At 43.2% G+C, this 11,355-nt stretch carries 12 protein-coding genes; 7 read left to right on the top strand and 5 right to left on the bottom strand.

Annotated features, from left to right (window positions below):
* The first annotated feature begins 329 nt into the window (after nucleotides 1-329).
* From IGI84_RS09795 to IGI84_RS09785, 3 genes are read left to right on the top strand one after another with little or no spacing between them, the layout of a single operon-like run.
* On the top strand, nucleotides 330-2,162 hold the full coding sequence (locus IGI84_RS09795; protein WP_220427033.1) for a beta-glucoside-specific PTS transporter subunit IIABC: 1,833 nt from the start codon (nucleotides 330-332) through the stop codon (nucleotides 2,160-2,162).
* A gap of 47 nt (nucleotides 2,163-2,209) precedes the next feature.
* On the top strand, nucleotides 2,210-3,673 hold the full coding sequence (locus tag IGI84_RS09790) for a glycoside hydrolase family 1 protein (protein WP_074931723.1): 1,464 nt from the start codon (nucleotides 2,210-2,212) through the stop codon (nucleotides 3,671-3,673).
* Between the two features lie 20 nt (nucleotides 3,674-3,693).
* A complete protein-coding gene (locus IGI84_RS09785; protein WP_077454460.1) occupies nucleotides 3,694-4,542 on the top strand; it encodes a PRD domain-containing protein in 849 nt (282 codons plus the stop codon).
* 66 nt (nucleotides 4,543-4,608) lie between these two features.
* Here IGI84_RS09785 and IGI84_RS09780 read toward each other — a convergent pair whose 3' ends face one another.
* Nucleotides 4,609-4,974 carry an HIT family protein gene (locus tag IGI84_RS09780; RefSeq protein WP_220427032.1) on the bottom strand — a complete coding sequence of 122 codons (366 nt, stop codon included), beginning with the start codon at nucleotides 4,972-4,974 and terminating at the stop codon, nucleotides 4,609-4,611.
* A gap of 209 nt (nucleotides 4,975-5,183) precedes the next feature.
* Here IGI84_RS09780 and IGI84_RS09775 point away from each other — a divergent pair, with 209 nt between their 5' ends.
* From IGI84_RS09775 to IGI84_RS09760, 4 genes are all read left to right on the top strand, one after another.
* Nucleotides 5,184-6,164 carry an aldo/keto reductase gene (locus IGI84_RS09775; RefSeq protein WP_430600252.1) on the top strand — a complete coding sequence of 327 codons (981 nt, stop codon included), beginning with the start codon at nucleotides 5,184-5,186 and terminating at the stop codon, nucleotides 6,162-6,164.
* Between the two features lie 74 nt (nucleotides 6,165-6,238).
* Complete coding sequence (locus IGI84_RS09770) at nucleotides 6,239-6,643, top strand: MerR family transcriptional regulator (RefSeq protein WP_220427030.1); 405 nt, start codon at nucleotides 6,239-6,241, stop codon at nucleotides 6,641-6,643.
* Between the two features lie 67 nt (nucleotides 6,644-6,710).
* The gene (locus IGI84_RS09765; protein WP_220427029.1) at nucleotides 6,711-7,271 is read left to right on the top strand and encodes an NAD(P)H-binding protein; all 561 of its coding nucleotides are present in this window, start codon (nucleotides 6,711-6,713) and stop codon (nucleotides 7,269-7,271) included.
* Between the two features lie 166 nt (nucleotides 7,272-7,437).
* Nucleotides 7,438-8,061 (top strand): YitT family protein, encoded by a 624-nt coding sequence (locus IGI84_RS09760; protein ID WP_081118031.1) that lies wholly within the window; start codon nucleotides 7,438-7,440, stop codon nucleotides 8,059-8,061.
* A 46-nt stretch (nucleotides 8,062-8,107) separates the two neighbouring features.
* On the opposite strand, the gene IGI84_RS09755 is transcribed toward IGI84_RS09760, so the two are convergent.
* The 4 genes from IGI84_RS09755 to IGI84_RS09740 are packed head-to-tail and all read right to left on the bottom strand — an operon-like array spanning nucleotide 8,108 to nucleotide 11,187.
* Nucleotides 8,108-8,872, bottom strand: a complete 765-nt coding sequence (locus IGI84_RS09755; RefSeq protein WP_077454456.1) for an ABC transporter permease — start codon at nucleotides 8,870-8,872, stop codon at nucleotides 8,108-8,110.
* The gene (locus tag IGI84_RS09750; protein ID WP_096741329.1) at nucleotides 8,869-9,780 is read right to left on the bottom strand and encodes an ABC transporter ATP-binding protein; all 912 of its coding nucleotides are present in this window, start codon (nucleotides 9,778-9,780) and stop codon (nucleotides 8,869-8,871) included. Before IGI84_RS09750 ends, IGI84_RS09755 begins: the two co-directional genes overlap by 4 nt.
* Nucleotides 9,777-10,004: a PLD nuclease N-terminal domain-containing protein gene (locus tag IGI84_RS09745; protein WP_430600251.1), complete on the bottom strand. Its 228-nt coding sequence runs from the start codon at nucleotides 10,002-10,004 to the stop codon at nucleotides 9,777-9,779. Before IGI84_RS09745 ends, IGI84_RS09750 begins: the two co-directional genes overlap by 4 nt.
* Nucleotides 9,997-11,187, bottom strand: a complete 1,191-nt coding sequence (locus tag IGI84_RS09740) for a helix-turn-helix domain-containing protein (protein WP_220427026.1) — start codon at nucleotides 11,185-11,187, stop codon at nucleotides 9,997-9,999. The genes IGI84_RS09745 and IGI84_RS09740 overlap by 8 nt, the downstream gene beginning before the upstream one ends.
* Between the last annotated feature and the right edge of the window lie 168 nt (nucleotides 11,188-11,355).

The following is an 11,355-nucleotide window of genomic DNA, read 5'->3' as shown; positions in this document are numbered from 1 at the left end:
CATCCTTTCTTGAGATACGTTTAGCCAGCGATGTTCTTCTTGCTTATAGTGCAAGCCTAGTAAGACAAAACAACTGATTATCCACTAAGTGTAGCAAACTTCTCGTTTCAGCAAAAGGCTTAGCGAATTTTTTTAAAACGGTGGTTGCGTTTTCAAAAAAAGCATGGTATTATGCAAGTAATAAAACAGGCATGTGACTGGTAATGCAGGCAGGACCTATAAAAAACATGGAAGGGATCGTTGGATTCCGTTCAATGTTTTTGTAGGTGCTGCCTGCTTTTTTCTTTGTTTGGCCAACAAAGGAAAACTAATTAAAGGAGAAGAAAATTATGAATGTAAAAGAAACGGCAACTGCCATCGTTGAGTTGATTGGCGGAAAAGAAAATATCGCACATTTGGAACATTGCTCCACCCGCTTGCGCTTTACTTTAAAAGACAATAGCCTCGTCCAAAAAGATGCCTTGGAAAAAGTCGCTGGTGTGATTGGTGTGCGACAAAATGTCCAATGCCAAGTCATCATCGGCAATGATGTCGTCGAAGTGTATGATGAGGTGATGAACGTGTTAGGTCATGAGCTAACAGCGGATGGAGGAAGTGAAGCGAAACAAAAACAATCGTGGGGTGCGGTCCTGCTTGATTTTATTATCTCGATTTTTCAACCGTTGATTCCAGCGGTCGCTGGTGGGGGCGTCTTGAAATCCTTACTATTACTTGCTTCTGTCACTGGATTGATGGACAATACGAGCCAGACGTATCAAATTTTGAATCTGATCGGTGGCGCACCATTGTATTTCTTACCGATTTTAGTGGCGATCACCACGGCAAATAAATTAAAGGTCAACCAATTGGTGGCGGTTTCCGCTGTCGGTGCCTTGATTTTGCCTGAACTAACGACACTATTGACAGATGGCGCAGCGTTCATGGGCTTCGGTTTACAAAATATCGCCTATGCGTCACAAGTATTTCCAGCCATTTTAACGGTTTTATTTTACGCTCAAATTGAAAAGCTGTTTACCCGAATCTCACCAAAACCGATCCGTATCTTCTTTGTTCCGATGATGAGCTTGGTTATTACGGTTCCAATTGCTTTATTGATTTTAGGCCCACTAGGCTTTGAAGTCGGAACGATTTTTTCAGCAGCGATCATTTGGCTGTATGCCCATTTAGGTTGGGTGGCAACGGGAATCTTAGCCGCTGTTTTACCATTGATGGTGGTTACCGGTATGCACAAAGCCATGATTCCCTATGCTGTTTCGTCCATGAGTGAGATGGGGGCAGAGCTGTTATACTTGCCTGCCTCATTGGCACATAACATTGCAGAAGCTGGTGCTTGTTTTGCGGTGAGTGTTCGGACCAAAGACCAAAAACTTCGTTCAACCGCTGTTTCTGCAGGCATCTCCGCCCTTTTTGGCATCACTGAGCCTGCTTTGTATGGGGTGACGATCCTGCATAAACGAGTGCTTTACGGCGTGATGGCTTCTAGCCTAGTTGGTGGAGCGGTGGCTGGGTTGTTTGCCATCAAGGCCTTCGCATTAGTTGGCCCTGGCCTAGCAAGTATCACTATGTTCGTAGATGAAGCCAACCCGATGAATCTTGTGTGGGCTTTGGTCACGTTAGGGGTATCCTTTGCTGTTTCCTTTGTCCTTGTCCTTTTCTTATTCAAAGACAAAGTAGTAGAAAATAAGCCGACTGTTGCCGATCCGAAAGCCGAAGTATTGAGTAAACCAGTAGAAGGCCAAGTGGTAGCCCTCTCTGAAGTCAACGATGAAGTCTTTTCAAGCGGTATGATCGGAGAAGGGTTCGGGATCATCCCGACGTCTGGCGAATTGATCGCACCAGAAGATGGCGAGATCACGATGTTGTTTGAAACCAACCATGCGATCGGGTTAAAAACCCGTAATGGCGCAGAATTGCTCTTTCATATCGGCTTGGATACCGTTCAATTAGAAGGCAAACACTTTACCCCTTATGTAAAAGCGGGGGATCAAGTGAAACAAGGTCAACCCCTGATCCAATTTGATCTAGAGGCTATCAAAGCAGCTGGTTTTGATCCAATCGTGATCTGTGTGGTCACCAATCAAGAAAACTTTACGGTCAAAACGATCGAATCAAGCGATGAGCGCAACGACCAAGGTGTTCTATCGATCGCACCGCTCGTCTAAACAAATCAGCAATGCAACAAAAACAATGTAAAAAGGAGATTGAACAAATGACTAAAACAACTTTTCCAAAGGACTTCTTATGGGGCGGCGCTATCGCCGCAAATCAAGTAGAAGGAGGTTGGAATCTTGGCGGCAAAGGTTTGTCGGTGGCAGATGTAGCGACTTACAAACCGCATGTCGACGTGAAAAACTATGCAGCACACATGAGTGTGACTGTTGATGCCGTCAAAGAAGCAATGGCGGATCAAACGGATACCATTTATCCAAAGCGCCGAGGGATCGATTTCTATCATCGCTATCCAGAAGATTTGGCTTTGTTTGCGGAAATGGGCTTTAAAGTACTGCGCCTGTCGATTGCGTGGACCCGCTTGTTCCCAACCGGGGAAGAAACGACACCTAATCCAGAAGGGATCGCTTTTTACCGCAATGTCTTCCAAGAAATGCAGCGCTTGGGGATCAAACCGATCGTAACGTTGTCTCACTATGAGATGCCGCTAGCGCTGAGCTTGAAGTACAATGGCTGGGTGGAACGCAAAGTGATCGATGACTTTGTCCGCTTTGCGACCGTCTGTTTTGAAGAATTCGGGGAATACGTGGAGTACTGGTTGACCTTTAACGAAATCGACAGTATCCATCGTCATCCCTTTACGACAGCAGGCCTCATTCCTGAGCAATCAGAAGCTGGCAAGGAAGAGCAAGATGTGTATCAAGCCCTTCATCATCAATTTGTGGCCAGTTCATTAGTGACCAAAATCGCCCATGAGATAAATCCTGACAACAAAGTCGGCTGTATGATCACGAAGTTGATGACCTATCCATTGACTTGTGACCCACTGGATGTTGAATTGACCTTAAAGAAAAACTTGGAAAATGATTTCTATGCAGACGTTCAAGTCAAAGGTGCTTATCCGCGAATGATTGAAAAAGATCTGGAAAAGCGCGGCATCAAGATTGAAATGGCACCAGAAGACCGCCAAATCTTAAAAGATCACACCGTTGATTTTCTCTCCTTTAGCTATTATATGTCTATGGCTGAATCAGGTGATCCAAATGCCGAACGGACGCCAGGTAATACAGTTTTAGGAGTAAAAAATCCCAAGCTGCCATCCACTGAATGGGGCTGGCAGATCGATCCTAAAGGCTTGAAAATCTCCTTGCTTTCATTGTATGATCGGTATCAAGTGCCATTGATGATCGTTGAAAATGGCATGGGGGCCATTGACATCCTCGAAGATGGGCATGTGCATGATCCGTATCGGGTCGATTATTTCAAGGCACATTTCAAACAAATGAAGGAAGCCATCGATGAAGGGGTCGATTTGATTGGTTATACTTCATGGGCACCGATCGATCTGGTCAGTGCGGGGACGTCACAAGTGACGAAACGTTATGGCTTCATTTATGTGGATGCCGATGATGAAGGTAATGGCAGTTATGACCGTTTGAAAAAAGATTCCTTCGACTGGTACAAAGAAGTGATCGCCACCAATGGCGCAAGTTTGGCAGAATAAACAGTGAGGAGCGAGAGTGCATGATTTACATCAAGAAAGTCTTAAATTCAAGTGTCGTACTTGTTGATAAGGAAGGCCAAGAAATGATTGCACTTGGGAAAGGGATCGGCTATGGAAAAAAAGTCGGCGACAGCATAGCCGATACCCAGATCGATCAAGTTTTTCTGCCGATCGATGAAAAAAAATCGGGTCAGTTTGCCGATTTGGTGGATGAGATTCCGTTGTACTATTTTGAAATGACCAAAGAAATCGTTCAGCTAGCGCAAAAAATGCTGCCTTATCCGCTAAATTCAACGATTTACCTCACCTTATCGGATCACTTGCACTTTGCTGTGGAACGTCAGCAAAAAGGCTTAAGTGTGACGAATCGGCTCTATTGGGAAATCAAGAATTACTATACGGAGGAATTTCGAGCCGCCGAACAGGCACTACGCTTGTTGAAAGAGCAGTATCAAATTGATCTACCAGAAGAAGAAGCCTCCAATATCGCGTTTCATTTGATCAATGCCCAGTCGAACACCGAGGAAAATCAAGATGGGCTGAAAAAAGCCAAATTGATCGGGTTGATCGTCAATATGGTGCGCTACTCGATCCAGCAAGACGTCAACACCAATTCGATCCATTATAATCGCTTTATTACCCACGTGCGTTTCTTCGTTGACCGGTTCTTTTTGGATGGTCTGCTGCAAGAAGAAGATGAAGGACTATACCGTCAAATGTGGGCTCTTTATCCAAATGCTATGGAAATCGCGACAAAAGTCAAAGCCTATATCGACAAAGAATATCAAACGAAGATCCCTGTCAATGAAATCGTCTATCTAGGCGTTCATATCAATCGGTTGATGAACCATTCAGCGATCAATTCCTAAGCGTCCTTATTTTAACAAACATAAACAAGCCGTTTCCTCCAGTGAAGGGAAACGGCTTGTTGGGGTTTAGTAGGCTTGCATGTTAGGAATCACGCCTCGAACGCCGCCTTTTGGTTCCTCCACGTCGCCTTGGTAGCGTGGGATCAAATGACAATGGCAATGAAAGACCGTCTGTCCGGCAGCCTCCCCGCAATTGAAGCCGATGTTGAAGCCGTCTGGTCGATAGGTTTCCAACAAATAGGCTTTGCCTTCCTGCAACAAAGCCTGCAAGTCTTGTAATTCCTCTTGGGTGAGGGCAAAATAATCCCTTCGATGTTCTTTGGGTATCAATAGCAGGTGTCCAGGGGTGACGGGAAACTTATCAAAGATCGCATAAAAGCGTTCGTTTTCAATGATCGCATGTTTTGAGGCAGTACAAAAAATACAAGTCAAAATCTTTCACTCCTTTTTCTCGGCTAGATAGCGTATCAATACTTATCTTTAGTGTACCAAAAGCTGATTTGAAATGAAACGCACGACAAAAAGCATGTCCTTTTGAGTCAATTGACAGTAAAATAAAAAAAGTTTATAGATTCGCTTGACTTAGAGTGCACTTCAACCTGTATGCTTAGTGTAACTTAAAAAAACAGGAGGACGTACAAATGGACTATGTAAAATTTGGCAATACAGGACTAGATGTGTCACCTTTGTGTTTAGGGACAATGGGATTTGGCGATCCCAACAGCGGATTTCATGAGTGGGTCTTAGAAGAAGACGACAGTCGTGAAGTCATCAAAAAAGCCTTGGATCTGGGCATCAACTTTTTTGATACGGCAAATGTCTATTCTTATGGAGCGAGCGAAGAAATCGTCGGTCGAGCATTGAATGATTTTGCGCCCCGGGATGAGATCGTGGTTGCCACAAAACTATATTCTAAAATGAAGCAGCGACCTAACAGTGGAGGCTTATCCCGAAAAGCGATTTTTTATCAAGTCGAGCAAAGCTTAAAACGCCTGCAAATGGACTACATTGATTTGTATATCATCCATCGTTGGGATTACCACACACCAATTGAAGAAACCATGAAGGCACTACATGATTTGGTGGTTTCTGGAAAAGTACGCTATATTGGTGCATCTGCGATGTACGCTTGGCAATTTGCCAAAGCACAAGCAGTCGCTGAGAAAAATGGCTGGACCAAATTTGTTTCGATGCAAAATCACTTGAACTTGCTTTATCGAGAAGAAGAGCGAGAAATGATGCCCTTGTGTGCCGATCAAAAAATTGCCGTGACGCCGTATAGCCCATTGGCAGCCGGACGTTTAACAAGAGATTGGGGTGCAGAGACCAAGCGCTACTTAACGGATAAAACCGACAATCAAAAGTACGACAAAATGATGGAACAAGACCGGGAGATCGTGGCGCGGGTCGCACAAATTGCTGACAAACACCAAAGCAAACGGGCGCAAATCGCCTTGGCTTGGTTATTGCAAAAAGAACAAGTGGTCGTACCAATTATTGGCGCAACAAAAGAAAGCCACTTATTGGATGCATTACCAGCCCTTGACTTGAAGCTGACAGCCGAAGAGATTGCGTATTTGGAAGAACCTTACTTGCCTCATGCAGTGGTAGGGGCGGTATAACGAGTAACAAAAGGGCTTCTGGCTCGTAGCATACAAAACGATCTAGGAAAAAATGCAAAACAAGGAGTGAAGCCATGAATATCAAAAAAGTCAGTGAACTGAGCGGTGTCTCGGCTGATACCATCCGTTACTATGAAAAAATTGGGCTGATTCCGCCGATCAAACGCAATAAAAACGGTGTTCGTGAATTTGATGATGACGACTTAAAGTGGATCACGTTTGCAAGGCAAATGCGCAATGCTGGATTATCGATTGATGGTCTAAGTCATTACCTGGCTTTATTTGAAGAAGGACGAGAGACGGTTCCTGAACGAAAGCAGCTCCTAGCAGACCAAATATCGGTAATGAGGGAGAAAATCTCTGATATGACGGAAGCTGTCGAGCGCTTAGAATACAAACTTGAACATTATGATGAGCATGTTTTACCGACAGAAGAACGATTGCGTCAACGAAAAGCCAATTTAGTCACTAAGTCTTAATGACTGAATTTGTTGCAATGGAAACCAGAAGCATTCTGCATAACACAATCGAAAAGAAAGGAAGCTTATGAAACAACTTGCGATTTTAGGTGCTGCTGGGACGATTGGGCAGCTGACACGTAAAATAATTTTAGAAAGAACCAATTTATCCCTGGTACTTTATGCTCGTCGTGCAAAGGAGCGTTTGCAATCAGCAAATCCAGAACGTGAGACCATCATAGATGGTGACTTTCTGGACTTGGGTCGACTGGTTCGTGCCCTTCAAGGATGTCAGTATGTTTGTCTGACGGATATTCACGATCCGCGGGCAACGCTACGGGTGATCGAAGCAATGAAATTAGCAGGCGTCAAAAAGTTGATCAGTATTGCACCAGAAAGAAACCTGTGTCAGCCAGAGGAATTAAAGCAATTGGCAACCTCATCTGATCTTTCCCTTTCCCCTAAAACGCATCAGCTGCTTTTGCAGCAAAAAAATCGGTTGATGTCCTATCATTTGATTGCGGGATCAGAATTGATTGTTTCCTTTGTCCATTTGCCGTCAGAGAAGGAACGCATGGCGCAGCGAAATGCCTGGCAAAAAGCGATCGCAGATGAGATTCTGGCGATATTTCATGGTTGTGCTGCATAAGGCCACCTTCTCTGGTGAAAAAAACCAAGAATACTTTCTTGAAGGTCAGAATCAATTTTTTCATGTTTTCATGAAAAAATTGGTTCTTTCTTTTAGTGTTTTTTTGATAGAATAAACAGAAGCTTTTCTACATAAAAATAGGTGCCAGATTGAAAGGAGAACGTTGATGGACTCATTAATCAAAAAAAATCTTGCGTTATTGCTTGGGGTGCTGTGGATTTGCATTGCTTTAAATTTTTTTCTGTTACCTCATAGCATTGCTTCTGCCGGCGTTGGTTCGATTGGTTATCTTATTGAAACTGGATGGTCCATTAATCGGCACATCATTGTCTGGGGCATCAATTTATTGATGTTGGCCCTTGCGTTTTTACTTTTGAAACGAGAGGTCTTTGTCAACACGGTTATCGGTAGCTTGGCATTTCCCGTTCTACTGGCGCTTTTACCCGAAATCATGGTACTGCGCTTTTATTCCATCTCATTGATTTTAGGTAGTTTCTTCTTTAGCTTCGGTATCTTTTCGCTCTATAAAATTGGTGCTTCTAACGGTGGCGTAACGATCCCACCGCTGATTTTGGAAAAATACTATGGCATTCGCAGATCTAGTGGGGTTTTCTTAACTAATTTGATCATCATCTTGCTGAACCTTTTGATCTTTTCTTGGCAAGAAGCGCTTATTTCTGCCTTTTCAATTTACTTGATTGCCTTCTTCATGCGACTCTTCATGCGGCTCGAGCAAAGAATGCAGGCTAAAAAATCTGTTGAAGTCCAAGAGACAGCAAAAGTAGAGTGAAATAGCAGTAACAAAACATCGGTGCAAAAATCTGCACCGATGTTTTTTAATATTTTCTTTTTCTTAGAACAGCTATGGCACCAGTCAAACAAGCGATGATCAAAAAGCAAGTTAACAACAGTGCTGGCAGCAGTTCCCCTAACTTGATTTGGTCGGTTAAGTAGTTAGGAAATTGGCTGGAAAGAGAGTAAGGGTTCCAATTTGTTAATTGACTCCACAGATTGCCTAACATACCCATCAGATAACAGACACCAAGAAACAACAGTCCTTGATAGATACTTTTAGCAAAGCTAGAACCTAGCAGCAGGATGCTGATTGCTAATAAACCGAAGAGCCAATAGCTGACCAAAGCGCTAGGGACTTGAACAGCTCTGTCATCATGGAAATAAATCATCGTATAAAAAGCACTGACACTGGCACTTAGGAGGAAACTCAAAGACCAAAGGATCGATAAATAGCAAGCTTTGGCTAAGATGATCGTGGTTTTCGGTAAGCCTTTCGTGATCAGTTGAATAAAGGTGCCATGACTGATTTCGGCGGAGATCGTATCGGTAAAAAGAATCACAAACACTAGTAACCCGATCGTGCCGATGTTGCTGTAAAACTGAAGCCATGCATCGATCGAAGTCGGATCAGCAATCGTGATCTGAATTGATTCTGGCACCATACTGGCCATCAGATCGGGCATGATTTTCGCTGTAAAGGGAGAAAGCATGCCAATCAGGGCAAACAGGATCAAGCAAATCAACAATTTCTTACTGCGAAGGCCGCCGAGAAATTCTTTCTTTAAGAAAACAAGAAACGTCTTCATTTGATCACCTCCAAATAAATCGCCTCTAACGTTGGTTCGATTCGTTGAAAGGATTCAGGTACTATCTGTTGTTCATTGAGCAATCGCAGCAACTGCTTTCCAACATTCGTGTCAGCAGTTTCGTCGATCAGTAATTGATTGTTCTTTCTTTCTGCCGCAATGCCGTGGAATGCTAACACATTGGCAAATTTCACATGCTCACCTTCGTCGGCAAAGACAATCCCAAAGGCGGTTTTTCGATAACGGTTTTTTAAGGAATCCATCGTTTCAAATGCCCGGATCTGGCCTTTGTGCAAAATCGCAATGTAATCTGACAGCTGCTCGACATCTGCAAGAATATGGGATGAAAAAAGAACCGTTGTTTCTTCTTTGATTTTTGCCAATACATCAAGAAACGCTTTGCGACCTAAAGGGTCTAGTGCGGATGTTGGTTCATCGCAGATCAAGATGGCGGGTCGATTGATCAGAGCTTGGGCTAACCCGAGACGTTGTTTCATACCACGAGAAAAGCCAGCGATTTTTTGTTTCGAAGCTTCTAGACCTACCAATTCTAAGACTTCTGTTACCCGCTGAGGTTGAAAAGGTTCTTGATTGGGCTGGATTTTTCCGCAGAAAGTCAAATATTCTGCAGCTGTCATAAAAGAGTAAAATTGCGGCACGTCTGGCAGATAGCCGATCCAGCGATTGGTCTTTGCTGAGCCAAATTGCACCGGTTCGCCACAAACGGTGATTTCTCCTTCATCAATGGGGAGTAATCCTAAAATCGCCTTCATGGTCGTTGTTTTGCCGGCACCATTTTCTCCGACAAAACCCACAACGCTGCCCTTTGGAACCGAAAAGGTTAGGTCTTGTAGCACTTGTTTGTGCCCAAAACGCTTGGATAAATGATTGATCTCGATCATCTTCATTGTTGGTCCTCTTTTCCGAAAGCAAAATAAAGGATAGGACCAATCAGGCTAATAAAACATGATATTAAAAGCCATAACGTGCGAGAGCCAAATTTAAACTGTTCCTGCTTTAAAATATCCCGAACTGACAGGTCGATTAAGACCAGTTGTAAGATAATTAGGGGAATCAGTATGGGCAAATAATCAGCCATATCGTTTGGAATGTTTAGTTGAACACTATCCATGGGAATCACTCCTTTGGGAATTAGATGCTTGCTCAGCTAGTTTGCTCAAGCGCTGAAATAGTTCTTTAAATGGGGGTTTTTCTTGATACGGTTCAAACAAGGGTGTCAGCTGTGCTAATTCAATAAATTGTTTTTTGACACTACCTGAGTTACGCGGGATCTGACTGCCTAATTCCAATTCACTAATCCACTCATCGATGCTGTTGAAATAATCATCTCCTTTCAAAACGATTTCTTGAGGAGTAGCTTCTAATGTTTTGACATACAGCGTTAATGCTTGCAACAATAAGCTTTCTTTTCCTAAAGCAGCAAACGAAACCATCCCAGCGGCTAGAAAATTCAGTAAAGAAAGGGGATGCAATTCGGCCAGATGGAAGCTCTCGCTGAGTGCCAGTCCATGTGCATAGGTTTTTTCCAGTTGCTCCTCGTCTTGTGTGAGCATTGCTAAATAATTCGTCAGTAAACTCATAAAAATAATCAAGTACTGGTAAATCGCACTTTGAGTAACGATCTCAGCTTGTTGCAACTGATTGTTTTGCTGGAATGCGGCGGCAATCAACGGCTCGCTAGGTAAAAAAGAGAGAGTTTTCGTTCCAAGGATCGCCAAGACTTCTTCTGGCTTGTTTCTCATCAGCAGACAATAAGCATCGATCTGTTTCGCTTGTTGGGCCAGCTCACTGTCTCCTTGATCCATGATCCGCTGGTAAAGGGTTTCTGCTTCCTTCAAATAGGTGTTTTTCTTTGCTTCCATTAGGGCGTTTTCATAAGTTTGTCCTTCTGGGATGCTTTCTACAGGGACATCTGGCAGTAGATCCCAATGATTTAAGTAAAAGGACCCCATTTGTAATAAGAACGGATAACAAGAGTAATACCGTTTGGTAAAACTTTGAGCAAGAGCGAGAACTTCCGTCGATGTTTTTGTTTGGAAAGCGTCTTTTAATAGTTGGTAAATCCGTTGGATTTCTTTAGGGGATAGCTGCGAGTCCAAAATCAATAATTCATCGACGCTACAATCAAAATACGCTGCTAATAAGGGCAGCGAGGTGATATCTGGATAAGACTGTCCCGTTTCCCATTTCGAAACGGATGCTTTGGACACATTCATAAACACTGCTAATTCTTGCTGGGTAATACCTCGTTGTTTTCTTCTCCGAGCGATTTCCTCGCCAATTGGTAAGTCCATAGTGCACCTCCGATAGGTTTGTTTGGTATACTTCTATCATAAGAGGAGAAAGGATGACTTACAATGGATTGCTAGTTAATTTTTGGTTGATTTAATTAACTAAAAGTTGATTATAAGACAAAGTATTCCAATCTTTGGGAAAGAGATGATCGTAAATGAGAGGTAGAA

The sequence above is a fragment of the Enterococcus sp. DIV0008 genome, assembly GCF_050542615.1.
Lineage (GTDB): Bacteria > Bacillota > Bacilli > Lactobacillales > Enterococcaceae > Enterococcus_D > Enterococcus_D innesii.
Note: the sequence above shows the minus strand (reverse complement) of the source record. Positions and strands in the feature narration are given on the sequence as shown.

Bases quoted from the DNA above. Each gene is read 5' to 3' on its own strand.
- IGI84_RS09755 (WP_077454456.1), bottom strand. From the start codon at position 8,872: ATGAAGACGTTTCTTGTTTTCTTAAAGAAAGAATTTCTCGGCGGCCTT.
- IGI84_RS09770 (WP_220427030.1), top strand. From the start codon at position 6,239: ATGAATATCAAAAAAGTCAGTGAACTGAGCGGTGTCTCGGCTGATACC.
- IGI84_RS09785 (WP_077454460.1), top strand. From the start codon at position 3,694: ATGATTTACATCAAGAAAGTCTTAAATTCAAGTGTCGTACTTGTTGAT.
- IGI84_RS09790 (WP_074931723.1), top strand. From the start codon at position 2,210: ATGACTAAAACAACTTTTCCAAAGGACTTCTTATGGGGCGGCGCTATC.
- IGI84_RS09750 (WP_096741329.1), bottom strand. From the start codon at position 9,780: ATGAAGATGATCGAGATCAATCATTTATCCAAGCGTTTTGGGCACAAA.
- IGI84_RS09765 (WP_220427029.1), top strand. From the start codon at position 6,711: ATGAAACAACTTGCGATTTTAGGTGCTGCTGGGACGATTGGGCAGCTG.
- IGI84_RS09740 (WP_220427026.1), bottom strand. From the start codon at position 11,187: ATGGACTTACCAATTGGCGAGGAAATCGCTCGGAGAAGAAAACAACGA.
- IGI84_RS09760 (WP_081118031.1), top strand. From the start codon at position 7,438: ATGGACTCATTAATCAAAAAAAATCTTGCGTTATTGCTTGGGGTGCTG.
- IGI84_RS09795 (WP_220427033.1), top strand. From the start codon at position 330: ATGAATGTAAAAGAAACGGCAACTGCCATCGTTGAGTTGATTGGCGGA.
- IGI84_RS09745 (WP_430600251.1), bottom strand. From the start codon at position 10,004: ATGGATAGTGTTCAACTAAACATTCCAAACGATATGGCTGATTATTTG.
- IGI84_RS09775 (WP_430600252.1), top strand. From the start codon at position 5,184: ATGGACTATGTAAAATTTGGCAATACAGGACTAGATGTGTCACCTTTG.